The organism is Lentzea sp. NPDC037011 (assembly GCF_055607425.1).
Genome location: NZ_JBVJRT010000008.1, coordinates 1 through 23,578, shown reverse-complemented (window position 1 = coordinate 23,578; position 23,578 = coordinate 1). Strand labels below are relative to the sequence as shown.

The window sequence follows — 23,578 nt, the reverse complement described above, 5'->3', positions numbered from 1 at the left end:
TTCGACGGAATACTCTGACACGAAGCAGATCGTCAGATGGAGTCTGGTCCCGCCAGGGATCTGGTCCCGGCAAGGAGCTGAATCCGACATGGACCCCCGCGACCGGGCCGACGCCTTGCTCGCCCGCGCCCGCGCACGTGGGCGGAACATCGTGACGCCGGACAACATGACGTCCCCCATGGACTCCTCGGCCACCCTGCAGATCCCGCGCAGCCTGGTCAACGCGGTGGACCCGCGCCTCGACCCGGACTCGACGATGGTCCTCTCGGCCGCCCAGGCAGCGGGCCAGGCGGCCGTGCCCCGCCCCGGTCAGGCCCACCGCCCGCAGCAGCACCGCCCGCAGCAGCACCCGGTGCCGGCCCAGCCGCTGCCGTCCCCCGCCGCCGCGGCCGACGACGCGGAGATCACGCAGGTCGTGCAACCGGGCATGATCCCGACCGTCTCCCACCACCAGACGACCCGCTCCTCGCTCTCGCAGCGGTTGAGCGGCGACATGTGACCTGCGCGCCCGCGCGTGAGCCCGGTTCCTGGGTGAGCGGGATCACCCGCGGTCAGTCCGCGAACGTCACCGGGTGAGCATCCGGACCCGCACCCCCAGCCCCGCCCGCACCGCCCACCGGAACGGCGCCCACAGCACCCCGCGGTGCCGGTCCGCCAGGTACCGGTAGGCAGACCGGTGGTGCTCGGCCAGCATCCGGTCCGACGCCCGCGCCGTCGAGTGGCCGCCGATGTGCACGACCTCCGCGTCGGGCACGTACACGTTGACCCACCCGGCCCGCGCCACCCGGTCGCCGAGGTCGACGTCCTCGAAGTACATGAAGTACCTCTCGTCGAACCCGCCGACCGCGTCGAACGCCTCCCGGCGCATCAGGAAGCACGACCCGGACAGCCATTCGGCGACGCGTTCGACGGGTTCCTGCTCCTGCCGGTAGGCGCGCGTCCACGGGTTGCCCGGCCACACCACCGCGAACAGGGCGTGGCCGATGCCCCGCCCGACGGACGGCAGGAGCCGCGCGGACGGGTAGACCTCACCGCTGGGTTCGCGGATCAGGGGGCCGAACATGCCGCCGCGGGGCCAGCGGGCCGCCGCGTCGATCAGCGTGTCGACGCTGCCGGGGGAGAACTCGATGTCGGGGTTGGAGATCAGGATCCAGCCGACGTCGGCGGGCAGTGCCGCGACGCCGCGGTTCGCTCCGCCGCCGTAGCCGAGGTTGCCCCCGGTGGGCACGAAGGTGACGTGCTCGCGTTCGGCGGCCACCTGCTGGGGCACGCCGTCGGTGGAGCCGTTGTCGGCGAGGATCACCCTGATGTCGCGCGTTGTCGCCTTCGCGAGGGTGTCCACGAACGGTGCCAGCGTCTCGCCCGGCGAGTACGTGACCGTCACGACACCTAGTCCGTCGCCGTAGTTCACGCGCGACACGATAGTGGTTCGGTGTTGCGCGAAAACGCGTGCACCGTCAGCGGCGGTGGCGGATGAGCGATGCGCGCTCGTAGGCGAGCCGGTGGCGTTCGGCGCTGACGGCCCACGAGAAGTCCTTCGCGCGTTGCTGACCGGACGTGGCCAGCGACGATCGGCGGGCCGGGTCGTCCAACAACTCGGCGATCGCCGCCGCGATGTCACCCGCTCCGACACCGCAGTACGCGACCGCCTCGCCACCCACCTCCGGGAGCGACAGTCTTCGGGTGGTGAGCACGCAGGCGCCGCACGCCATCGCTTCGAGCACCGGCAGGCCGAAGCCCTCGCCGAGCGACGGGTAGGCGACGAGCTGCGCGCCGCCGAGGAAGCCGGCGAGCTGTTCGAACGGCAGGTAGCCGGCGCGGATCACGCGGATGCGGTGCGGGACCGAGTCGAGCGCGCGTTCGACCTGGCTGTCCCAGCCGGGCTGGCCGGCGAGCACCAGCGCGGGCGGGTTCGGGCGGCCGGCGACGGCCTGGGCGAAGCCGCGGATCAGCGCCGGCACGTTCTTGCGGGGTTCGAGTGCGCCGAGGAACGCCACGTAGGGCGTCTCCCCCAGCGACAGCGCGGTCCGCACGTTCAGGACCTCGTCGGGCGACGGCGGGTGGAAGCGCTCGGTGTCGACGCCGTGCTGGGCGATGTGCAACGCCCTGCGGTCGGCGCCGGCGACGCGCACCAGCTCGTCCGCGGTGGCCTGCGAGGGCACCACGCACAGGTCGGCGCGCTTGAGCGACGCACGCGTCCACGCGCGGAAGAAGCGCGCTTTGACCGACGAGTGCAGCACGGGGTCGGTGAAGAACGTCGCGTCGTGCAGCGTCACGACCGACGCGGCCTTGCTCGCGATCGGCAGCGTGTAGTGCGGCGAGTGCAGCACGTCGACCCCCAGTGTGCGCACCAGCCGCGGCAGCGTCGTCTGTTCCCAGGTCAGGCGGGCTGTCCTGGTCGCGACGGCGTCGGCGGCGCGGAGCACGCGGGCGTTCGGGGCGATCTTGGTGAAGAGGTCCTCGTCACGCGGCTGGCAGACGACGGAGAGCTTGGCGCCGTCCGCGTCGAGCGCCGCGACGAGCGAATCCACGTAACGCCCGACGCCACCTCGGTCCGCGGGCACGGCGGTGGCGTCGATCAGCACGCTGGGTTCGACGATCGGCACGGTCAGCAGCGTACGGTCATCGCGAAACCCACTTACACCGAATGCATCAACTACGTGGTTACATGTGGGTTGCCCAGACACCGCGCGCAGTCTTTTCCCAGGTGAACTCACTCGCGCGAGTGATCCCGGCCTCTTTGGTGTGGTCCGGGTCGGCCAGCACCGCCCGCAGTCCCTCCGTCAGCGACGCGAGGTCGCCGCGCCGCACCGCGGTGCCCGCTCCGCCCGCCACCTCTACGAGCGCCGGGTCGTCGGAGTGGACCACCGGCACGCCCGCCGCCATGGCCTCCAGCACCGGCAGTCCGAACCCCTCCGCGAGGCTCGGCGCGGCCAGCGCGGTGGCCCCGGCCAGCACCGATGCCAGCCGTTCGTCGCTGACGCCGCCGAGCAGCCGGACGTGCGGCGCGCGCAGGTCGACACCGCCCCAGCCCTGCGGCCCGACGACCACGAGCGGCACGCGCAGCCGTTCGGTGGCCCGCACGAGGAGGTCGAACCCCTTGCGCGGCTCGATCGTGCCGATCGCGAGCACGTAGGTGTCGGGGAGGTCCGCCGGCCTGCCGGTCGCCTGGAGGTTCGTGACGCCGTTCGGGACGACGTGGACCGGGACCTCGACCGGGACGTGCTCGGCGAGCTGGTCGGCGACCGCCCTCGTCGGCACGACCAGCGCCTTGGCCTCCCTGGCCGCGCGCGTGATCACCTTGCGGTGCCAGGCGACCCCGCGCGGCGTGAGCGTCTCGGGGTGCGTCCACGGCACGACGTCGTGCACCGTCACGACGGCCCCCGCGCGCGGTGCGAGCGGTGTCGGCGCGTGCACGTGCGGCCCGAGGTGCGGGGGAAGACCGCGCTCCCACAGCGCCACCAGCACCCGCCGCGGCACCCGCAGGTTCCGGTCGGCGCCGGCCGTGGCGGCGGTGGTCACGCCCCACCCGCCGGGCGCGGTCGCGCGGAGGGCGCGGAGCAGCTCCGCGGTGTACCGGCCGGTCCCGCCGGGGACGGGCGCGTTGAGTTGCTCGGTCAGCACTACCAGCTCGGGCACGTCGCGTACCGTCTCACGCCGTGTCGCCGCTCAGCACCGTGGTGGTCGTGACGTGGCGCGGCCGTGACCACGTCACGGCCTGCCTGGACGCCCTCTCCGCCCAGAAGAGTCCACACAGGACGATCGTCGTCGACAACGCCTCCGACGACGGCACGGCAGCGCTGATCAGCGGGCACGAGGTCGTGCGCCTGCCGTCGAACCGCGGCTACGCCGGTGGTCTCGCCGCGGTGCTGGCCATGGTCGAGACGCCGTACGTCGCCTGGCTGAACGACGACGCCGTGCCCGACCCGTCGTGGCTGGCCGAGCTGGAGCGGGCGCTGGAGGGTGATCCCGGCGCCGCCGCGGCCACCTCGTCGATCCAGCTGACCGACGGCTCGACGCAGTCGGTGGGCGTCGCGCTGACCGCCGACGGGTACGGCCGGGACGTGGTGCTGGCCGGGCGCGAGGTGTTCGGGTTCTGCGGCGGGGCGGCGCTGTTGCGGACCGGCGTGCTGCGGGCCGTGGGCGGGGTGCCGGCGAGCTTCTTCTGCTACTACGAGGACACCGACACGGCCTGGCGGCTGCGGCTGGCCGGGCACCGGGTGATCTCGGTCGGGCCGGCGCGGGTGCGGCACCGGCACGGCGCGTCGACCAGGCCAGGCTCGGTGCTGTTCCACCGCTGGAACGAGCGCAACCGCCTGCTGATGCTGCTGCGCTGCGCACCCCTGCCGGTCGCGCTCTCCCAGCTCGGGCGGTTCGCCGCGCTCACGGCGCTGCTGCCGTTGCGGGAGAACGTGCCGGACGCGGCCAACTTCCGGGTCGGGTTGCGCGTCCGGGTGCTCGCGGAGGTGGTGGTGCGGCTGCCGGCGTCGCTGTGGCAGCGGGCGCGGATCACGACGACGGCCGGCCGCCGGCGCGTCTGGCGGGAATGGGCCGGCCGGTGATGTCCCGGCGCAAGCGCAGACCGGTCCGCACGAGGAACGGCCCGAGCCGCGAGCCACGCGCCGTCCACGACCCCGAGGAACCGGCGCACCGGCGCGCGCTCGACGCGGTGCAGCAGCGCCTCGCCCGGTGGCTGGTCGCGGGTGGCGGCGCGGCCGTCCTGGCCGGGTCCGCTCTCGGCATCACCGTCGACGTCGGCTTCCTGCTCGTCGGCCTGCTCGGCGGGCTCGCCTTCGCGCTCGGCGTCAGCGCCCTGGGCGAGCGCAAGGCCGTCGCGCTGCCCGCGTTCGCCGTCGGGCTCGCGGCGCCGTTCGTCCTCACGTTCGGCGGGCACAGCGTGGTGATGGACGAGATCGGCCACACGGAGCAATGCGCGGTCACCGAGGCCGTCGAGCACCCACGGACCAAGTACCCGTCGGTCGACTACGTGCTGACCTGTCCCAGCGGCGAGGTCGAGCTGAGCCGCGACTGGCCCGACCGCCTCCGCGGGCACGAGGCCCAGGTCAGGATCGGTCCGCCGGCGCGGCCGGTGTTCGCGGGGCCGGGCGGGTGGAACCTCTGGGTGGTCACGGGCGTCCCCCTGGTGATGATCGCATTAGTGCCACTGGCCAGGGCCCTCAGGAAACGGCCATGAGCCGGCCCGTCCCGCTGATCGTGGCCGGCGTGCTCGGCATCGCCGCGGCCGCCGTCCTGGGTGCCGTCGTGCCCGACGAACACCGGCTCGCGGTGATGGTCCCCGGCTGCCTGCTCGCGTGCGCGTTCGCGTGGGGGATCGGCGAGCTGAGCGACCCGTGGCTGGTGCTGCCCGCGTTGATGGTGCTGGTGCCGGGCACGGCGGTGCTGGCCGGTGACGGTCACCGCGCGTTGATGGACGTGTTCGCGCACCGCGACACGTGCGTCGTCGAACGGGTCGACGAGGTCGCCGGCCAGGACAACCCCGCCCACGCGCACCGGGTCCTGTGCCCGGACGGGGCGCGGCTCACGATCGTCGTGCAGGGCGACGCCGACAAGCGGCTGCCGCCGGGACCGGCGACCGTGCTGCGGCACGAGTGGATGCGGCCGCTGCTCGCCGACCGCAACGACTGGTCGGTGGGCTGGGTGGCCGGCGTGCCGGTCGCGGTCCTGCTCCTGCTGATCTGTGCGACCAGCCTGCGGGCGCGCAGAGTGATGAGGCAGGCTTAGCGCGTGGATCGAGCCTCTCTGCCCGTCGTCTCGGTGGTCGTCGTCAACTACCGGGGCGCGGACGACACCATCACCTGCGTCCGCGGTCTCGCCGAGCTCGACTACCCGGCCGAGTTGCTGCAGGTGGTCGTCGTCGACAACGAGGCGCACGACACCGAGCGGCTCACGCGGGAGCTGCCGGGCGCGCGGATCGTCACCTCGCAGCAGAACCTCGGGTTCGCCGGCGGGTGCAACCTCGGCGTCGAACACGCCACGGGCAGCGTGCTGGCGTTCCTGAACAACGACGCGCGTGCCGACAGGAACTGGGTGAAGGCCGCGATCAGGGTCTTCCACTCCGAACCGGCGGTCGGCGCGGTCGCGAGCAAGGTGCTCGACTGGGACGGCGCGAACATCGACTTCGTCGACGGCGGGCTGACCTGGTTCGGCATGGGCTACAAGCGGCACGCGGGCCAGCCCGACGACGGCAGCCACGACGGCCCGCGGGACGTGCTGTTCGGCACCGGGTCCGCGCTGTTCGTGCGGGCCGAGGTCTACCGCGAGCTCGGCGGGTTCGACGAGCGGTTCTTCATGTTCTACGAGGACGTCGACCTCGGCTGGCGGATGAACCTGCGCGGCTGGCGGGTGCGCTACGAGCCCGCGTCGCTCACGTTCCACCGCCACCACGCGTCGATGAGCTCGATCGACCACAGCCGCGAGCTGTACCTGCTGGAGCGCAACGCCCTGGCGGCGCTCTACAAGAACTTCTCCGACGAGACGCTCGCGAAGGTGCTGCCCGCGGCGCTCGCGCTGTGCGTGCGCAGGGCGACCGCGCGCGGCGAGATCGACCCCACCCAGCTGGAGATCACCCGCAGGCCGGCGGACCCGGCGCTCGACCGGGAACCGGTCGGGGTGTCGCGGCAGGCGCTCGCCGGGTTCCTCGCAATCGACCAGTTCGTCGAGCTGATGCCGTCGCTGGCCGAGTCGCGGAAGGTGGAGCAGGCCAAGCGCCGGCTCTCCGACACCGACCTGGTGCCGTTGATGCGCAAGGCGCTGGAGCCCGCGTACCCGTTGCCGCGCTACCTGGCGGCACACGACGTGCTCGTCGAGGTACTGGGCCTGGACGACGTGTTCGGCAAGCCGCGCAAGGTCCTGGTGATCACCGGTGACGCGATCTCGGACCGGATGGCGGGCCCGGCGATCCGCGCGTGGCACATGGCGGACGTGCTGTCCGGCGAGCACCAGGTGCGGCTGGTCACCACGAACCCGCTGTGCGCGCCGCCGGACGCACCGTTCGCCGTCGAGCGGGCACGGCCGAAGGAGCTGCCGCCGCACGTGGCGTGGGCGGACGTGGTCGTGTTGCAGGGCCACGCGCTGGAGATGGTGCAGGAGCTCAAGCGCAAGTCGTCGACCAAGATCGTGGTCTGCGACATGTACGACCCGATGCACCTGGAACTGCTGGAACAGGGCAAGGACGACACGGACGAGAAGCGCGCGCTGGACCTGAAGACGGTCACGCGCGTGCTGAACACCCAGCTCGAACGCGGCGACTTCTTCCTGTGCGCGTCGGAACGCCAGCGGCACTTCTGGCTGGGTCACCTGGCGTCGCTGGGCCGGCTCACGCCCACGTTGTACGACAACGACCCCACGACCCAGTCGCTGCTCGGCATCGTCCCGTTCGGACTGTCGGGCAAGCCGCCGCAGCGCACCGCACCGGCGATCAAGGGCGTCGTGCCGGGCGTGACCGACGCGGACAAGGTCGTGATCTGGGCGGGCGGCGTCTACAGCTGGTTCGACCCGCTGACGCTCGTCGAGGCCATGGACCACCTGCGCAAGCGGCGGTCGAACGCCAAGCTGTACTTCCTCGGCATGAAGCACCCGAACCCCGAGGTGCCGGACATGGACATCGCCGGACAGACGCGCGGCCTGGCCGCGTCGCTGGGGCTGACCGGCGAGCACGTGTTCTTCAACGACGGGTGGGTGCCCTACACCGAGCGGCAGAACTGGCTGCTCGACGCGGACTGCGGCGTCACCACGCACTACGAGCACGTGGAGACCACGTTCGCGTTCCGCACGCGCGTGCTCGACTACCTGTGGTCGGGGCTGCCGATCGTCACCACGTCCGGCGACTCGTTCGCGGACCTGGTGGCGCGGGAGGGACTGGGCGTCGTGGTGCCGCCGGAGAACCCGGAGGCGCTGGCCGACGCGTTGGAGACGGTGCTCTACGACGAGGAGTTCGCGGCCGGGTGCCGTGAACGCATCGCCGTCGTCCGCGAGCGGTACACCTGGGAGACGGCACTCGCGCCGCTGGCCGAGTTCTGCCGCAACCCCAGGCCCGCCGCGGACCGCCTGCCCGGCTCGGCGCCGCTGGTGCGCACGCCGGAGCTGAGCAAGGCGGACAAGGTGAAGCGGGACCTGCGGCTGGTGCGCGAGTACCTGGACGCGGGTGGCCCGACGGAGTTGGCCAAGCGGGCGACGGGGCGTCTGCGCAAGATCGCGCGTGGCGGTGGCTGATGGCTCGCAAACCCCTTTCGGTGCTGCTCGACGGCACTCCCCTGCTCGGACACCGGACCGGCATCGGCCGCTACACGGCGGCGCTGGCCGAGGAGCTGGCGTCGATGCCGGACGAGGCCGACGTCCGTGCGGTGGCGTTCACCCTGCGCGGCTGGCGCGCGTTGCGGACGGTGCTGCCGCACGACGTCACGGCCCGCGGCCTGCCCGTCGCGGCGCGGGCGCTGCGGCAGCTGTGGCTGCGCGCGCCGTTCCCGCCGGTGGAGCTGCTGGCCGGGTTCTCCGACGTCATGCACGCCACGAACTTCGTGCTGCCGCCCACGATCAGGGCCCGCGGGGTCGTCACGATCCACGACCTCGCGTTCCTGGACAGCCCCGGCGACCTGCCGGCCTCCGACGCCCGGCTGCCGGAGCTCGTGCGGCTCTCGGCCCAGCGCGCGGACGTGATCTGCACGCCGACCGCTGCCGTCGCCGACGTCGTCGCCGACCGGTTCTCGGTGCCGCTGGACAAGGTCGTCGTGACCCCGCTGGGCGTCGACCCGGCGTGGTTCGCCTCCCGTCCCCCGACCACGACGCTGCGCGGCCGGCTGGGGCTGCCGTCGGAGTACCTGCTGTTCGTCGGCGCCGACGGCCCGCGCAAGGGCCTCGACCACCTGGCGAAGGCGCACGCGTCCGATCCGTCGCTGCCGCCGCTGGTGATCGTCGGCCCCGGCCGGTCCGGTGTGGACGGACGGGTGCTGCGGACCGGGTACCTGTCGGACGTGCACCTGCGTTCGGTGGTGGCGGGCGCGACCGCGCTGGTGCTGCCGTCGCGCGACGAGGGCTTCGGGCTGCCGGTGCTGGAAGCGCTGGCGTGCAACGTCCCCGTGGTGTGCTCGGACGTGCCGGCGCTGCGCGAGGTGGCCGGCGGACACGCGTTGCACGTGCCGGTCGGTGACGTCGAGGCGCTGGCGGCCGGGCTGGCGCAAGCCGTTGCGGCACCGGCGACCCCGGCGGCCCAGGCGGAACGGCGGGCGCACGCGGCGGGGTTCACGTGGCGGCGGTGCGCGGAGCTGACGCTGGGCGCGTACCGGCGCAGCAAGGCCTGACGTCCTGTGCTGTTGCGTGAGGGCGTCAGGAAGTCCTGACGCCCCACCACGTCGTCCACGTCACCGGGAATGCGGCCCCGGTGCGTACCTGTCGAGCTGGCTCTGCGACGCCTGTCGGGAGCCCGTCACCACGGCAACGCAGCGCAGGAAGCGCTGCCTGTCGGAATCCGTTGTCGCGGGACGCTGGGGTTTGCGCCCGGAATCGACCATGCCGAACAGGCTCCCGCATCGCCCACGGCCAGACCAGACCGGTCACCCCAATGGACCAGCTCAGGCACGCGGAGCGACCACACCCGCCCGGAATGCAGCCGTTAGGGCGCTGCGCCAGTGCGGCAACGGGCGCAGTCCCGCTGCTGCCCACGCCGCACCCGACAGCACCGAGTAGGCGGGCCTGGGCGCCGGCCGCGGGAAGTCCGCGGTGGTGCACGGCGTGACGCGCGCGGGGTCGGCACCCAGTTCCTCGAAAACGGCCTGGGCGAGGCCGAACCACGTCGTCTCGCCGCCGCCGGCCGCGTGCAGCAAGCGCGTGGACGGCAGCACGGCCGCCAGTTCGAGGAGACCGGCGGCGAGGTCGTGCGACCACGTCGGCGCACCGCGTTGATCGTCCACAACGGACACCGACGGGCGCGAGGACTCCAGTGCCGCCATGGTCTTCACGAAGTTGGAGCCGTTCGCGCCGTACACCCACGAGGTGCGCACGACCCAGCCGCCCTCTTCGAGCACCCGGCGTTCGCCTTCGAGCTTCGTGCGGCCGTAGGCGCTCTTCGGGCCGACGTCGTCCGTGGGCTCGTACGGGCGCGTGCCGTCGCCGGGGAAGACGTAGTCCGTCGACACGTGGATCAACGGGATGCCGGCCGTGGCGCACGCGCGCGCCAGCAGACCGGGACCGACGGCGTTCACCGCGAACGCGCGGTCCTCGTCGGTCTCGGCCGCGTCGACCGCGGTGTAGGCGGCGCAGTTGATCACCGCCGAGTACCCGCGGACGTCGTCGGCGGTCACCGCGGTCACGTCGAGCTCCGCCGACGACGCCGCGTGGACGTCGGCGGAGAGCGCGGCGAGGTCGTGGCCGAGCTGACCACGACCTCCGGGAACGAGGATCACGCCGGCTCAGCCCTTCGCCAGCGCCGCGCGCTCCTTGAGCGGCTCCCACCACTCGCGGTGCGCGCGGTACCACTCGACGGTCTCCGCGAGACCGGTCGTGAAGTCGACCTGCGGCTTGTACCCCAGCTCCGCGGCGATCTTCGAGATGTCGACCGAGTAGCGCCGGTCGTGCCCCTTGCGGTCCTCCACCGGCTCGACGGACGACCAGTCACGGCCCGTGGCGGCGAGCAGGCGCTCGGTGAGCTCGCGGTTGGTGAGCTCGGTGCCGCCGCCGATGTTGTAGACCTCGCCCGGCCGGCCGCCCTCGGCGACGAGCTGGATGCCGCGGCAGTGGTCGTCGACGTGCAGCCAGTCGCGCACGTTGAGGCCGTCGCCGTACAGCGGCACCTTCTTGCCGTCGATGAGGTTGGTGACGAAGAGCGGGATCACCTTCTCCGGGAACTGGTACGGGCCGTAGTTGTTCGAACACCGGGTGATGCTGACCGGCAGCCCGTGGGTGCGGTGGAACGCCCGCGCGAGCAGGTCGGAGGAGGCCTTCGAGGCCGAGTACGGCGAGTTCGGCTCCAGCGCGTGCGCCTCGTCCCACGAACCCGACTCGATCGAGCCGTAGACCTCGTCGGTCGACACGTGCACGAACCGGCCCACGCCCGCGTTGAGCGCGGCCTGCAACAGGGTCTGCGTGCCGAGGACGTTCGTCAGCACGAAGTCCGCCGAGCCGGTGATGGAGCGGTCCACGTGCGATTCAGCGGCGAAGTGGACGACCACGTCGACGCCGCGCATCTGCTCGGCGACCACGACGGGGTCGCAGATGTCGCCGCGCACGAACTCGAACCGGCCGGCGACCGGGGCCAGGTTGGTCTCACTGCCCGCGTAGGTGAGCTTGTCGAGCACCACCACGTCGGCACCCGCGAAGGCCGGGTACGAGCCGCTCACCAACTCCCGCACGTAGTGCGAGCCGATGAACCCGGCCCCACCTGTCACCAGTACGCGCATGCTCATTTCCTCTCGTGGTGTTCCACCACTTGCAGTCTGTCATGGGGTCCATCGGTGCAACCCACAGCAATGTCACGTCGTTTGTCTTATAAACGACTAAACTCCGTGTGGTGGGGGAGGAACCAGCAGTGGAAGGCAGAGGTCTGCCGGTACGGGTCACGGTCACCCGCCCGTCGCCCGCTTTCCGCGCGTTCCTGGTCACGGGGCGCATCTTCGTCGCACTCGTCTCAGCGGGTGTGCTGCTCGTCACGTCGGTGGGCTGGGCGCAGTACAAGAGCGCCAACGACGGCATCACCAAGACGGACGTGATCGACCAGGAGATCGCGAAGGACGCCGGGCGCAAGCCGCTCGACGGCGCCGTCGACATCCTGCTGGTCGGCATGGACAGCCGCACGGACGCGCAGGGCAACCCGCTGTCCCAGGAGGCGCTCGCCCTGCTCAACGGCGGCATCCCGGACGGCGAGCAGAACACCGACACCATGATCCTCGTGCACATCCCGGTGGACGGCACGCGTGCGGTGGCGATCTCGTTCCCGCGCGACGCCTACGTGGAGATGGCCGACGGGTTCGGCAAGCACAAGCTCAACTCGGCGTTCGCGCGCCAGCGCAACACCGTCGACCAGGAGCTGCGCAACAAGGGCGTCACCGACGAGAAGCTGATCCGCGACGAGTCGATGGCCGCCGGCCGCAAGACGTTGATCAAGACCATCGAGGGCATGACCGGCGGCTCGGTGCGCATCGACCGGTACGCCGAGGTCAACCTCGCGAGCTTCTACGAGGTCACGAAGGCCATCGGCGGCGTCGAGGTGTGCCTGAGGGAACCGACCAGCGACCGCGACTCCGGCGCCGACTTCGCGGCGGGCCCGCAGCTCATCGAGGGCCGCTCGGCGCTGTCGTTCGTGCGGCAGCGCCAGAACCTGCCCGGCGGGGACCTGGACCGGATCGTGCGCCAGCAGGTGTTCATCGGGGCGCTCGCGAAGAAGGTCCTCTCGACTGGCACGCTGACCGACTCGGGCAAGCTCTCCGCGCTCATCGCCGCCATCCAGAAGTCCGTGATCCTCAGCGACGGCTGGGACATCACCACGTTCGCCGAGCAGATGCAGGGCCTGGTGGGCGGCAACATCGAGTTCCGCACGATCCCGGTCGGCGACCCGATGGACACCTACGGTGACGGCAACGTCCTGCCGGTGAACCCGGCCCAGGTGAAGAAGTTCATCACCGGCCTGGCCGGCGACAAGCCGTCGAGCACCCCGCCGACGCCCACGACCACGCTGCCAGCGCCGCCGAACTCCGCGATCACCGTGCAGGTGTACAACGCGACCAACAGGCAGGGTCTTGCGGGCGAGGTGCTGAACGCGTTGGTCGCCAAGGGCTTCGCCCGCGGGCAGGCGCTCTCGGGGCCGGCCAGCGACTCCACCGTCGTGTACTACGCGGCCGGCGAGGAGGGGGCGGCGCGCAAGGTCGCCGCCGAGCTCGGGCCGAACGTGACCGTCGCCGAGGAGAAGTCGGTCCGAAGAGGACAGGTGCAGGTGCACGTCGGCACCGACTACGTGACTTCGAACGGTGACGAGGGGGACGGCGAGGACGTCGAGGCGCAGAACGCCTCCGGCACCCCGTCGACCGCGACGAGCAGCACACCACCGATCACCGCGGGTGGTCTCGTCTGCGTCAACTGACCGGAAATCCCTGCGGTACCGGTTCTCGGCGGTTACGCTGTGCATTCGAAACCCGTACTGGAAGGAACCCGTGTTGAGCGCTGCATCGCGCGCCAGGAAGGCGTTCCTGGTCACCGGACGCACGGTGGTCGCGTTGGTCGCGGTGGCAACACTGGTGTTCTCCGGGTACTTCTGGACGGCACTGCGGCTGGTCAAGCAGAACACCAACACCACGCAGATCCTCGAGGTGCTGGAGGACGTCCCGAACTCGCCGCCGGTCGAAGACGGCGCCGTCGACATCCTGCTCGTGGGCAGCGACAGCCGCACGGACGCGCAGGGCCGGCCGTTGCCCGCGGACGTGCTGCGCAAGCTGCGCACCGAGAGCACCGACGGCGTGAACACCGACACCGTCATCGTGCTGCGGGTGCCGCGCAACGGCGGCAAGGCGAGCGCGATCTCGATTCCCCGTGACACGTACGTGCCGATCGCCGGCTACCGCGAGGACAAGATCAACTCGGCGTACGGCGCGGTGAAGTACCTGACGGCGGAACGATTGCAGGCCGAGGGCGTGAGCGACCAGGCCGAGCGCGAGCGCCGGTCGGACGAGGCGGGGCGCAAGGCGCTGGTGCAGGCCGTGCAGGAGCTGACCGGCATGCGCGTCGACCACTACGCCGAGATCAACCTCTACGGCTTCTACCTGCTGACCGAAGTCATCGGCGGCGTCCGGGTGTGCCTGAAGGCCGGCACGTCGGACCCCAACTCCGGTGCGAACTTCCGCGCGGGCGAGCAGACGGTCTCCGGCGGTGACGCGCTGTCGTTCGTGCGGCAGCGGAACATGCCCGGCGGTGACCTGGGCCGCATCGCGCGCCAGCAGGTGTTCATGTCGCAGGCGATGAAGCAGCTGCTGTCCGCGGGCACGTTCACCGACCCGGCCAAGCTGAACGGCCTGCTCGACGCCGTGTCGAAGTCCGTGGTCGTGGACCAGAAGCTCGACATCGCGACGCTGGCGACGCAGGCGCAGGGCCTCGCGACGGGCAACGTGGAGTTCGCCACGATCCCGGTCACGAACATCGACTTCCGCAACGAACGCGGCCAGAGCGTCGTGACGGTGGACCGCGAGGCCGTGAAGGCGTGGGTGCGCCAGCTGATCGGTGAGACGACGGCACCGGTGCCGTCGACGACCTCCGCCGCCCCCACCGGGTCCACCACCCCGAGCACGCCGTCGCGGTTCGGCGGTGAGAGGCTGCTGTCGCTGGACGGCGCCCGTGCCGTGACAGCGCAGCAACCGTCTGTGCCCTGCGTCGACTAGGAGTGCGCCCGTGAGCGTGACCGAGATCCTCTTCACGCCGCTGCTGAAGGCCGACTCCGGCCGTCCGCTGATCACGCACTACGACGACGCGGCGGGCACCAGGGTCGAGCTGTCCCGCGCGACGGTGGCGAACTGGGCGGCGAAGACGGCGAACTGGCTGCGCGACGAGCACGACGTCGAGCCGGGCGACCGGGTGGCGGTGCTGCTGCCCGCGCACTGGCAGACCACGGGCGTGCTGCTGGGCGCCTGGTGGTGCGGGGCGCACGTGGTGATGAGCGCGGACGCCGCGGACGTGAAGGTGGCCGTGGTGCCGCCGGGTGGTTCTGCCGAGGCCGACGTGGTGGCCGTGGCCTCGTTGCACCCCATGGGCCTGGGGTCGGGCGCGGCGGTCGACTACAACGACGACGTGCGCGTGCACGGCGACGACTTCGCGCCGTGGGACGCGGTCGACGGCTCCGCCCCGGCCCTCGATGAGTCCACTGTGGACGAGCTGGTGGCGCGGGCGCGCGAGCTCGGCGAGGCGCTGGGCGACCAGCCGCGCGTGCTGTCCACTCTGGAGTGGAGCTCGCCTTCCGATGTGCTGGAAGGGTTTCTCGCCGTGCTCGCGGCCGGTGGCTCGCTGGTGCAGGTGACGAACCCCGACGCGGGCCAGTTGGCCGCGCGCCGGGACGTCGAGAGGGTCAGCGTCACGCTGCCGCTGGGTTGAGCACCCTGTTGTTCTTGAACAGCACGCGGTCCAGCGCGTAGGCGCCGCCGTTGAAGCCGAGCGCGAGCGCCGCCGCACCCAGGGCGACCACGAGCTCGGCACCGCCCTCGCCGATGAGGCCGTTGGGCAGGTGGACGATCAGCCACGCGCCGAGCATGTTGAGCGCCAGCAGGACCCCGACGACCGGCAGCGCGACACCGGCGATGAGCGCGACGCCACCGACGAGCTCGACGATCGCGGCGAACCACGCCGACAGGGTGGGCGCCGGCACCCCCATCTTCTCGAAGCTCGCGGCGGTGCCGTCCAGCCCGTACTGGGTGAACTTCTGCCAGCCGTGCGCGATGAAGACGGTGCCGATGCCGATCCGGCCGATCAGCGCGGTGACGTCCTTGACCATGGTTGGTGCTCCCCGATCCTGTCGTTCAGCTGTTCAACTTCGAACCAAAACTAGTGCAGGTTTGAACAACCTCACGATTTCGACAGGATTCCAACAGCTACTTCTTAAGTTGGATGCCGTCACCCTGCGTGTTCGTCAGGGAGAGCGAGCTGCGCTCGACCTCGTAGTTGACCTCCCCCTGCAACGCCCCCACCACAGCCTTCTCGACCAGCGCCTCGTCCGGGCCGCACGCCTTGTCGGTGTGCACGAGCCCCTCGAACGTGATGGCCCTCCCGTCCACCCGGTAGGACGCCGAACCTGAGTTGCAGCCGGTGAACACCTCGACCCGGCCGTTCTCGAACTTGAGCGTGGCCGGCACCGCCCCCGGCACCGACGAGGCGGCGTCGGCGGAGACGAGCGTGTCGACCCGCCACTCCCCGCCTTCGAGCCGGGCCGGCGCCTCCGGTGCGAGCACGATCTCGCCGCCCGCGCCGGTGACCACCAGGTTCTCGTTCTGGAGCCGCCAGTCCGGTGTGGCGCCGAGCAGCTTCGACAACCACTCGTCCTGCTCGTGCAGCTCGGGCTTCGGGCACCCCATCGCCGTGCTGGAGAGGTCGGCGACCTCCAGCTTGCCCCCGCCGAGGTCCACCGGGCCCTGCATCATGTTGCACCCCGCCCGCGCGACCAACCGCCCGTCGTCGGTGAACCGCAGCTCCACCGACGTGCCCTCGACGAGCTGCCGGTCACTGACCGACGTCGACACGAACACCTTGCCGCGCAACGAGTCCGCATTCCCCGCCGCCCCACCGCACCCGGCGACCGCGAGCAGGACGACGACAACCGGCACAAGTCTCATGCCCCCAGGACGGAACGGAGTGCAGGCGCGGTTGCCCTTGACATCCGGACGACGATCTGGCGTACTTAACCCAGAGGTTAGATAACCAATCGGTTAGGTACGAGATGGACCAGCTGAGCGCCACCTTCGCCGCACTGGCGGACCCGACGCGCCGCGCGATCCTCGCGCGGCTCACCGAGGGCCCCGCGACGGTGAAGGAGCTCTCCGAGCCGTTCGACATCAGCGGCCCGGCGATCTCCAAGCACCTGCGCGTGCTGGAGAAGGCAGGCCTGATCACCCGCGGCAGGGAGGCCCAGTGGCGCCCCTGCCAGCTCGACGCGACACCGTTGCAGGAGGTCGCCGTGTGGGCCGAGAACTACCGCCGCTTCTGGGACGCGAGCTACGCCCGCCTGGACGCGCTGTTGACCGAGATGAAGGAGAACGAGGAATGACCACCACCTACGGCACCGCCGTCACCACCCCGACCGCCAGCACCATCACCATGACCCGCTCGTTCGACGCGCCGGCCGCGCTGGTGTGGAAGGCGTTCACCACCCCCGCGCTGGTCCGCCAGTGGCTCCTCGGCCCCGACGGCTGGGAGATGCCGATCTGCGAGATCGACCTGGCCGTCGGCGGCAGGTGGCGCTACGGCTGGGCCCAGCCCGACGGCTCCGAGGCGTTCGAGATCCACGGCTCGTACGTGGAGCTGGAGCCGCACACCCGGATCGTGCACACCGAGCAGTTCGAGGACAACCCGCCGGCGACCGTGACCACGACGTTCACCGAGGAGGACGGGCGGACGACGATGGTGTCGACGATGGAGCTGGGGTCGCAGGACGCGCGGGACGCGGTGCTGGCGACGGGGATGGCGGACGGGGCCGGACGCAGCTACGAGCGCCTGTCCGAGCTGCTGCCGACGTTCTGACGGCAGGCGGGTAACTTGGCCGCATGGCCGAGAACGGACGGGTCGGATATCGCGACATCGCCGACGAACTGCGGCAGCGCATCGACTCGGGCGAGCTGGCACCCGGCAGCCGGGTCCCCGGCGAGAACGACCTGATGTCGCGCTACGACGTCGAACGCCCGACCGCACGACAGGCCCTCGAAGTGCTGAAGAACGAGGGCCTGATCGTCGCTCGGCGCGGCTCGGGGACCTTCGTGCGCGAGTTCAAGCCGATCAGGCGCGTCTCCCCGAACCGGCTGCGGGCAGGTCAGTCCATCTGGGACGCAGACCTGGGATCCAGGCCGCGCACGGAGAACGTCACCGTAGACGTGGAGCAGCCTTCGTCGAAGGTCGCCGAGGCGCTGGACCTCGGCGACGGTGACCGCGTGGTGGTCCGCCGGCGCCGGTACGTGGTCGAGGACAAGCCCGTCCAACTGGCGACGTCCTACTTCCCGGAGTCGCTCGTGGCGGGAACCGCGATCACGCGGATCGACACGGGCTCAGGTGGCGTCTACGCCCGGCTGGCCGAACTGGGCGCTGAGCCGACGCGCTTCACCGAAGAGCTCCGCGTCCGCATGCCGCGCGAGTCCGAGCGAGAAGCTCTCGACCTCGCCCAGGGCACGCCGATCATCCTGATCACGCGCACCGCCCGCACTGCGGACGGCCGCCCCGTCGAGATCAACGAGATGGCTCTCGACTCCGCCTCCTACCTGCTGGAATACCGCTTCTCCTCGAACGACTGACTTGCGTTCTCTAGGGAACTACGGTTGACTCCACGTCGCGTGGTTCTCTAGAGAACGCGAGTTCGATGATCGCGCCATACGTCACCGCTTGGAGTTCCGAGCACGACCTCCCGTGCGTGCTGGTGGACCGCCCCGACCACCGCCTCGGCTACGCGACCGAACTCCTCACCGACCGCGACCGGCACGGCGTCCTGTGGACCCAGACCGTTTCGCGCCGTGGTGACGGCCGCCCCGAGTTCGCCCGCGTCCACCCGCAACGGCAACGGCGGGCGATGGAACGGCTGCTGTGCCAGGTGTGCGGCAACCCCGCCGACCAGGACGAGACCGGCGTCCTCTGGTTGCTGCGCGACTTCCGCGGCGACTGGCCGAACTGGCCGGAGGGCATGGCGTCGACGGAACCACCGGTGTGCCGCCCGTGCGTCCCGCTCTCCCGCCGCCTGTGCCCGTCCCTGCGCAAGGGCGTCGTGGCCGTGCGCGTCCGCCACCACCCGATCGCCGGCGTGCGCGGCTCGTTGTACCGCCCCGGCACCCTCGCCCCGGTCGCCGTCCGCGCCGGTGACTTCGCCTACGACGACCCCTTCGTGCACCGCGTGCTGGCCTCCGCACTGATCCGCGAACTGCGCGGCTGCACGGTCGCCATTGATCTCGCTGGGTAGCTTCCGCGGCACCCGACCGTGACCTCGATTCCCCCTGTCGTGGCAGGTCAGGCGCGTTACGTTCGCCGCATGGGCCGTTTCCTCGTAGCGCTCGCCCTCTCGGCGAGCACCGCACTGTTGACTCCCCACGCCGACGCCGAGCCGTCAGGCCACTGGCAGGTCGAGCCGTGCCCCGCCGGCCAGAAGGCGCTCTGGCTGCCGCGCGTGGACACGGTCGGCACGGACCTCAGCTGCACAACGGAGGACGCCCGCAACGCGGCGGTACAGGAGGCAGCGGGGAGCAACGACGCGGTGCGGTTGATGAACATCGTCATCGCGCTCGCGCAGCAGGAATCGGACAAGTCGGTGACAGCCGATGCGGAGTGCGTGGTGGGGGCGAAGGCGGCGATCGGTGACGCGCTGGGGACGTGCGTGCCCGCCTGATCCACCCGGCCTGGAATGACAAAGGGGCTGTTGAACAGGCCTTATCCACTTTGGTGATGCCCTGGGTTGATCCGGAGCTTGATCCGGAGTGATCCGGAGCTATCGTTGTCTTATGACGCCCTTGAAGGTTCGGATCTTCTTGAGTTGGTGCAGGCGGGACAAGGCGGCCAAGGAGGCCCTGCTGCACGACCTCCGCCCTGCGCTGCGGCTCTTCACCGACCTCGACGTCGAGTGGTGGGGCGACGACCGGCTGATGGTCGGCGAGGAGTTCACGCCCGCGATCGTCGACCGGATCGACGAGTGTGACTTCGGGCTGCTCCTGATGTCCACGCACTACCTGGTCAGTCCATACATCCTGGAGCACGAGCTGCCGAGGTTCGCGGGCCCGGAGGCCGACAAGGGCGCGCTGCCGGTGATGCTCGGCGTCCTGCCGCCGTTCGGTGACGGGGCCGACTTCTGCGGCCTGGACAAGCTGAACATCTTCTCGCGCGACGGCAAGAGCTACAGCGCTGTCACCGGTCCGCGGCGCGCGGAGTTCGCCGTCACCCTCGCCACGGAAATCCGTCGGCGCGCCCTCGGCCAGAACGGATACACCGCAGCGTGACGACTCCCCTGCAGCCCGCCGAGATCACCGACCGGATCAACGCTCTCAAGCCGTCGCTCACGACGATGCAGACGGCACGCCTGACGACGATCCGCGACCTGGTGGGCGAGGACAACCGGTTCCCGTTCCGCGCCGCCCTCGACGAGGGCGGCTTCACCGGCACCGACACCCAGGCGCAGGACGCGTTCCGCGACTTCCGCAACAAGGTCAACAAGCTGGCCGCCGAGGCCGGCGTGGACCTGGTGCTGGAGCTCGACTCGCACAAGACCTCGCCCGACCACCGGCACGGGTGGTTCGCGGGCAACCCGATCGACAAGGGGCTTGTCGCGTTCTCCAAGGACGCGGCGGACGACATCGGCATCGTCAGCCCGGTGGCACCCGAGGTCACCGAACTCGGGAAGTCGCGGCGGCTGCGGCTGTACGTCAGCTTCTACCCGACGACCGGCGGCACGGCCCGCAGCGCGGGCTCACTGATCGAGAAGCTGGACGCGGCGCTGCGCACGCTTGAGGGGCCGGGGTGGGAGGTCAAGCACTCCCGTTCGGTCGGCGTGGGCGAGAACGTCGCCGAAGCCCACGAACGGCTCTGCACCGAGGCGGACGTCTGCGTTGTCCTGATCAGTCCGAACTACCTGAACGACTCCCCGGAACGCCAGCGGGTGTTCGGCCTGCGGCACAAGCTGGTGGCGACCACCCTGAGCGCTCTGCCGCTCAGCAGCCCGGTCAAGCTGGAACCGTTGAAGCACCACGAGATCTCTTCGCTGGGCAAGCCCTGGGACCAGCTCAAGACCTCCTCCCAACGCACCGACTTCATCAACGAACTGACGCGCCTCGTCCAGCAGACGGCGTTCGCCGACAAGCGACGCTCGGAGCCGGACGTGTCCGCGCTCGTCGATCACGTCAAGAAGCAGTCGCGTGGGGAGAGCGTCTACCTGGTGCACGCGGACCTGAAAGAGACCTCACTCCAGGACTCGTCGCTCGGAGACCGCAACCAGGGCGACGGCGGTATCCCGCTGCGAGCTGTCAACCGGCTGATCCAGTGGGCCACCGACGACCGCGAAGGTTCGCCGAGGCTGTGCGCGCTGCTGGGCGACGTCGGCATGGGCAAGACCACGACCGCGAAGCTGTTCACGCAGAAACTGCTCGACCTGCACCAAAAAAACTCGTCTTCGCCGATGCCGATCCTGTTCGACCTGCGCGACGTGCGCATCACCGGGCTCAGCGACGCACTGACGCTGGACCACATCCTGGACAACATGCTCGACGCGACCCGACGCCGCGACGTGGCCCCCGAGCGGCTCAACGCGTCCGTGGTGCGACACCAGCTCGACCAGGGGAACGCGGTGATCGTGTTCGATGGCTTGGACGAAGTACTCGTGCACCTGAACCCGCATGACCGGCAGCTGTTCACCCGCCAGCTGTGGCGGGCGCTGCCAGCCGGCTCTTCGGCCAAGATGATGCTGACGTGCCGGACTCAGTACTTCCGCACGATCCGCGACGAGGTCAACTTCTTCACCGGCGAGACCCGGAAGGGGTTGCGTGGCAGCGACTACTTGGCGCTGCTGATGCTCCCGTTCCGCGAGGAGCAGGTGCGGGAGTACCTGAAGGGCAACCTCGGCCGGGACGACGAGTGGGTGGACCGGTTCCTGGAAACCATCGGCGCCGTCCACAACCTGACCGAGCTCTCCCAGCGCCCCATCACCCTGCGACTGATCGCCGACCAGGTCGAGTTCATCGAGAAGGCCAAGCTGGAAGGCCGGACGCTGCGGTCCGTCGACATCTACTCCGAGGTCGTGGACCGCTGGATCGCACGGGACGAGGGCAAGCACACCCTGCGGCCCGACCACAAACGCCTGCTGATGGAGGAGATCGCGGCCGGCCTGTGGCGTTCCGGCAAGAACGAGTGGACCCCCGCCGAGGTCGACGACTGGCTCTTGGGGGCGCTCAACCAGCGACCGACCCTGTTGCACCACTACCGCGAGTATCTCCCCGACCTCTGGACCGCGGACTTCCGGACGGCGACCTTCCTCAAGCGCGAGGAGGACGCCTTCCGGTTCGCCCACCGGTCGCTCTTCGAGTACTTCCTGGCGCGGTACCTGTTCCGCACCCTGGGCGAGATCCACGGCGGTCGTGGCGCCGACGCGGTCGCGATGCCGGTGCCGAGCCCGGAGACGCTGGACTTCCTCGGTCAGTCGATCGCCGCTGAGCCGGACGATGTGGTCGCTGCTCTGCACGCGATCGGACGCCGCTACCAGCCGCAGGCATCAGAACTTGCGCTGGCGTATGCGCTCCACGCTCAGCAGCACGCCTACCCCTCGCAGTCGCTGGTCGGAGTCGATCTCGCTGGAGCAGCGCTGGCGGAGTGGACTTTCGGGCAGAAGGACCAGGCAGGTCTGCTCGCCATGAACGGCGCGACCTTCACCGGGGCAAACCTGCGCGGTTCCAGGTTCCACAACGTGAACCTCGCCGGAGCGGACTTTGTCGAAGCCGACGTCAGCCTTGCCGAGTTCCATGAGTCGGTGCTCACCGGGTCGTCGTGGAGCGGCGCCAACGCGGTGGGCATGGTGCTTCGCCGCTGCACCATCCACGATGTTGATCTCAGCGATACAAAGGTCTACCGAACACAACTGCTGCTCTGCACTCCGCCGGCCCAGCCAGCACCCGGTCTCCTCACCGCGCCTGTTGCCGCCAGTCCTGAATGGCGAAAGCTACGGTATTTCGCCCAGTACATGGGCCTGGTCTTTGCAGTGGCCTGGTCTCCCGACGGCACCCGCATCCTCACCGGCAGCGACGACGGAACCGCATACATCTGGGACGCCACCACCGGACAAACACTCCACACACTCACCAAACACACCAACGCAATCCGGGCCGTAGCCTGGTCCCCCGACGGCACCCGCATCCTCACCGGCAGTGGCGACCGCACCGCACGCATCTGGGACGCCACCACCGGACAAACACTCCATACACTCACCAAACACACCGAGTGGATTCAGGCCGTGGCCTGGTCCCCCGACAGCACCCGCATCCTCACCGGCAGCAACGACAACACCGCACGCATCTGGGACGCCACCACCGGACAAACACTCCACACACTCACCAAACAGACCAGCCCCGTTAACTCCGCAGCCTGGTCCCCCGACGGCACCCGCATCCTCACCGGCAGCGACGACAACACCGCACGCATCTGGGACGCCACCACCGGACAAACACTCCACACACTCACCAAACACACCGGCCCGGTCAACTCCGTGGCCTGGTCCCCCGACGGCACCCGCATCCTCACCGGCAGTGGCGACCGCACCGCACGCATCTGGGACGCCACCACCGGACAAACACTCCACACACTCACCAAACACACCAACGCAATCCGGGCCGTGGCCTGGTCCCCCGACAGCACCCGCATCCTCACCAGCAGCAGCGACAACACCGCATACATCTGGGACGCCACCACCGGACAAACACTCCACAAAATCACCAAACACACCGGGTGGATCCGGGCTGTGGCCTGGTCCCCCGACGGCACCCGCATCCTCACCAGCGGCAGCGACCGCACCGCACGCATCTGGGACGCCACCACCGGACAAACACTCCACACACTCGCCAAACACACCGAGTGGATTCAGGCCGTGGCCTGGTCCCCCGACAGCACCCGCATCCTCACCAGCTATAAGGGCCCTCGCTTCTGGAATGCCACAACCAAGAAGCCTCTCAGACGGCTTAATCTCGACGCACCTGCAGGAAGTGTCGTGGCCTGGTCCCCCGACGGCACCCGCGTCCTCACCGGCAGCAGCGACGACAACACCGCACGCATCTGGGACCTCACCACCGGACAAACACTCCACACACTCACCAAACACACCGAGTGGATTCAGGCCGTGGCCTGGTCCCCCGACAGCACCCGCATCCTCACCGGCAGC

General features: G+C 70.4%; 23 protein-coding genes. 16 read left to right on the top strand and 7 right to left on the bottom strand.

Going from position 1 to position 23,578, the window contains the following annotated elements:
- The first annotated feature begins 88 nt into the window (after positions 1-88).
- The gene (locus tag ACZ7CH_RS24805; protein ID WP_360394983.1) at positions 89-499 is read left to right on the top strand and encodes a hypothetical protein; all 411 of its coding nucleotides are present in this window, start codon (positions 89-91) and stop codon (positions 497-499) included.
- Between the two features lie 66 nt (positions 500-565).
- On the opposite strand, the gene ACZ7CH_RS24800 is transcribed toward ACZ7CH_RS24805, so the two are convergent.
- From ACZ7CH_RS24800 to ACZ7CH_RS24790, 3 genes are all read right to left on the bottom strand, one after another.
- Positions 566-1,411 (bottom strand): glycosyltransferase family 2 protein, encoded by an 846-nt coding sequence (locus ACZ7CH_RS24800; RefSeq protein ID WP_360394981.1) that lies wholly within the window; start codon positions 1,409-1,411, stop codon positions 566-568.
- Between the two features lie 46 nt (positions 1,412-1,457).
- Positions 1,458-2,585, bottom strand: coding sequence for a glycosyltransferase family 4 protein (locus ACZ7CH_RS24795; RefSeq protein WP_360395659.1), 1,128 nt, complete (start codon positions 2,583-2,585; stop codon positions 1,458-1,460).
- Positions 2,586-2,664: 79 nt separating this feature from the next.
- Positions 2,665-3,639: a glycosyltransferase family 4 protein gene (locus ACZ7CH_RS24790; protein WP_470375020.1), complete on the bottom strand. Its 975-nt coding sequence runs from the start codon at positions 3,637-3,639 to the stop codon at positions 2,665-2,667.
- A gap of 20 nt (positions 3,640-3,659) precedes the next feature.
- Here ACZ7CH_RS24790 and ACZ7CH_RS24785 point away from each other — a divergent pair, with 20 nt between their 5' ends.
- From ACZ7CH_RS24785 to ACZ7CH_RS24765, 5 genes are read left to right on the top strand one after another with little or no spacing between them, the layout of a single operon-like run.
- On the top strand, positions 3,660-4,562 hold the full coding sequence (locus tag ACZ7CH_RS24785; RefSeq protein WP_470375019.1) for a glycosyltransferase family 2 protein: 903 nt from the start codon (positions 3,660-3,662) through the stop codon (positions 4,560-4,562).
- Positions 4,562-5,194, top strand: coding sequence for a hypothetical protein (locus ACZ7CH_RS24780; RefSeq protein WP_470375018.1), 633 nt, complete (start codon positions 4,562-4,564; stop codon positions 5,192-5,194). The genes ACZ7CH_RS24785 and ACZ7CH_RS24780 overlap by 1 nt, the downstream gene beginning before the upstream one ends.
- Positions 5,191-5,742 (top strand): hypothetical protein, encoded by a 552-nt coding sequence (locus tag ACZ7CH_RS24775; protein ID WP_360394970.1) that lies wholly within the window; start codon positions 5,191-5,193, stop codon positions 5,740-5,742. The genes ACZ7CH_RS24780 and ACZ7CH_RS24775 overlap by 4 nt, the downstream gene beginning before the upstream one ends.
- A gap of 3 nt (positions 5,743-5,745) precedes the next feature.
- The gene (locus ACZ7CH_RS24770; protein WP_360394967.1) at positions 5,746-8,232 is read left to right on the top strand and encodes a glycosyltransferase; all 2,487 of its coding nucleotides are present in this window, start codon (positions 5,746-5,748) and stop codon (positions 8,230-8,232) included.
- The gene (locus tag ACZ7CH_RS24765; protein WP_470370137.1) at positions 8,232-9,317 is read left to right on the top strand and encodes a glycosyltransferase family 4 protein; all 1,086 of its coding nucleotides are present in this window, start codon (positions 8,232-8,234) and stop codon (positions 9,315-9,317) included. Before ACZ7CH_RS24770 ends, ACZ7CH_RS24765 begins: the two co-directional genes overlap by 1 nt.
- Positions 9,318-9,587: 270 nt before the next feature.
- Here the strand turns inward: ACZ7CH_RS24765 and rfbD are convergent, their stop codons facing one another.
- Together rfbD and rfbB are read right to left on the bottom strand one after the other, a co-directional pair.
- The gene (rfbD, locus tag ACZ7CH_RS24760; RefSeq protein ID WP_458430309.1) at positions 9,588-10,418 is read right to left on the bottom strand and encodes a dTDP-4-dehydrorhamnose reductase; all 831 of its coding nucleotides are present in this window, start codon (positions 10,416-10,418) and stop codon (positions 9,588-9,590) included.
- A 6-nt stretch (positions 10,419-10,424) separates the two neighbouring features.
- Entirely contained in the window at positions 10,425-11,411 is a 987-nt protein-coding gene (gene rfbB / locus ACZ7CH_RS24755) for a dTDP-glucose 4,6-dehydratase (protein WP_360394958.1), read from the bottom strand.
- A 128-nt stretch (positions 11,412-11,539) separates the two neighbouring features.
- Here rfbB and ACZ7CH_RS24750 point away from each other — a divergent pair, with 128 nt between their 5' ends.
- The 3 genes from ACZ7CH_RS24750 (at position 11,540) to ACZ7CH_RS24740 (ending at position 15,081) form a co-directional block, all read left to right on the top strand.
- A complete protein-coding gene (locus ACZ7CH_RS24750; protein WP_360394955.1) occupies positions 11,540-13,087 on the top strand; it encodes an LCP family protein in 1,548 nt (515 codons plus the stop codon).
- Between the two features lie 70 nt (positions 13,088-13,157).
- On the top strand, positions 13,158-14,375 hold the full coding sequence (locus tag ACZ7CH_RS24745) for an LCP family protein (RefSeq protein WP_470375017.1): 1,218 nt from the start codon (positions 13,158-13,160) through the stop codon (positions 14,373-14,375).
- A gap of 10 nt (positions 14,376-14,385) precedes the next feature.
- Positions 14,386-15,081: a TIGR03089 family protein gene (locus ACZ7CH_RS24740; RefSeq protein WP_470375016.1), complete on the top strand. Its 696-nt coding sequence runs from the start codon at positions 14,386-14,388 to the stop codon at positions 15,079-15,081.
- Here the strand turns inward: ACZ7CH_RS24740 and ACZ7CH_RS24735 are convergent.
- Entirely contained in the window at positions 15,062-15,478 is a 417-nt protein-coding gene (locus ACZ7CH_RS24735) for a DoxX family protein (RefSeq protein WP_458430305.1), read from the bottom strand. The two genes, ACZ7CH_RS24740 and ACZ7CH_RS24735, sit on opposite strands and share 20 nt — an antisense overlap.
- 97 nt (positions 15,479-15,575) lie before the next feature.
- Complete coding sequence (locus ACZ7CH_RS24730) at positions 15,576-16,313, bottom strand: META domain-containing protein (RefSeq protein ID WP_470375015.1); 738 nt, start codon at positions 16,311-16,313, stop codon at positions 15,576-15,578.
- Positions 16,314-16,417: 104 nt separating this feature from the next.
- Between ACZ7CH_RS24730 and ACZ7CH_RS24725 the strand changes: the two genes are divergently transcribed.
- From ACZ7CH_RS24725 to ACZ7CH_RS24695, 7 genes are all read left to right on the top strand, one after another.
- Complete coding sequence (locus ACZ7CH_RS24725; protein WP_360394942.1) at positions 16,418-16,744, top strand: ArsR/SmtB family transcription factor; 327 nt, start codon at positions 16,418-16,420, stop codon at positions 16,742-16,744.
- The gene (locus ACZ7CH_RS24720) at positions 16,741-17,217 is read left to right on the top strand and encodes an SRPBCC family protein (RefSeq protein ID WP_470375014.1); all 477 of its coding nucleotides are present in this window, start codon (positions 16,741-16,743) and stop codon (positions 17,215-17,217) included. Before ACZ7CH_RS24725 ends, ACZ7CH_RS24720 begins: the two co-directional genes overlap by 4 nt.
- Before the next feature lie 23 nt (positions 17,218-17,240).
- A complete protein-coding gene (locus ACZ7CH_RS24715) occupies positions 17,241-17,978 on the top strand; it encodes a GntR family transcriptional regulator (RefSeq protein WP_470375013.1) in 738 nt (245 codons plus the stop codon).
- A gap of 65 nt (positions 17,979-18,043) precedes the next feature.
- On the top strand, positions 18,044-18,634 hold the full coding sequence (locus tag ACZ7CH_RS24710; RefSeq protein WP_470375012.1) for a hypothetical protein: 591 nt from the start codon (positions 18,044-18,046) through the stop codon (positions 18,632-18,634).
- Between the two features lie 69 nt (positions 18,635-18,703).
- On the top strand, positions 18,704-19,057 hold the full coding sequence (locus tag ACZ7CH_RS24705) for a hypothetical protein (RefSeq protein ID WP_458430300.1): 354 nt from the start codon (positions 18,704-18,706) through the stop codon (positions 19,055-19,057).
- Between the two features lie 139 nt (positions 19,058-19,196).
- Complete coding sequence (locus ACZ7CH_RS24700) at positions 19,197-19,661, top strand: hypothetical protein (RefSeq protein WP_470375011.1); 465 nt, start codon at positions 19,197-19,199, stop codon at positions 19,659-19,661.
- Positions 19,658-23,578: NACHT and WD40 repeat domain-containing protein (locus ACZ7CH_RS24695; RefSeq protein ID WP_470375010.1), on the top strand; the 3,921-nt coding region annotated here is incomplete at its 3' end. The genes ACZ7CH_RS24700 and ACZ7CH_RS24695, both read left to right, overlap by 4 nt.

Excerpts from the sequence above, each read along its gene's own strand:
- ACZ7CH_RS24805 (WP_360394983.1), top strand. The coding sequence starts at position 89 with ATGGACCCCCGCGACCGGGCCGACGCCTTGCTCGCCCGCGCCCGCGCA.
- ACZ7CH_RS24780 (WP_470375018.1), top strand. The coding sequence starts at position 4,562 with ATGTCCCGGCGCAAGCGCAGACCGGTCCGCACGAGGAACGGCCCGAGC.
- ACZ7CH_RS24775 (WP_360394970.1), top strand. The coding sequence starts at position 5,191 with ATGAGCCGGCCCGTCCCGCTGATCGTGGCCGGCGTGCTCGGCATCGCC.
- ACZ7CH_RS24765 (WP_470370137.1), top strand. The coding sequence starts at position 8,232 with ATGGCTCGCAAACCCCTTTCGGTGCTGCTCGACGGCACTCCCCTGCTC.
- rfbB (WP_360394958.1), bottom strand. The coding sequence starts at position 11,411 with ATGCGCGTACTGGTGACAGGTGGGGCCGGGTTCATCGGCTCGCACTAC.
- ACZ7CH_RS24735 (WP_458430305.1), bottom strand. The coding sequence starts at position 15,478 with ATGGTCAAGGACGTCACCGCGCTGATCGGCCGGATCGGCATCGGCACC.
- ACZ7CH_RS24730 (WP_470375015.1), bottom strand. The coding sequence starts at position 16,313 with ATGAGACTTGTGCCGGTTGTCGTCGTCCTGCTCGCGGTCGCCGGGTGC.
- ACZ7CH_RS24725 (WP_360394942.1), top strand. The coding sequence starts at position 16,418 with ATGGACCAGCTGAGCGCCACCTTCGCCGCACTGGCGGACCCGACGCGC.
- ACZ7CH_RS24720 (WP_470375014.1), top strand. The coding sequence starts at position 16,741 with ATGACCACCACCTACGGCACCGCCGTCACCACCCCGACCGCCAGCACC.
- ACZ7CH_RS24715 (WP_470375013.1), top strand. The coding sequence starts at position 17,241 with ATGGCCGAGAACGGACGGGTCGGATATCGCGACATCGCCGACGAACTG.
- ACZ7CH_RS24710 (WP_470375012.1), top strand. The coding sequence starts at position 18,044 with ATGATCGCGCCATACGTCACCGCTTGGAGTTCCGAGCACGACCTCCCG.
- ACZ7CH_RS24705 (WP_458430300.1), top strand. The coding sequence starts at position 18,704 with ATGGGCCGTTTCCTCGTAGCGCTCGCCCTCTCGGCGAGCACCGCACTG.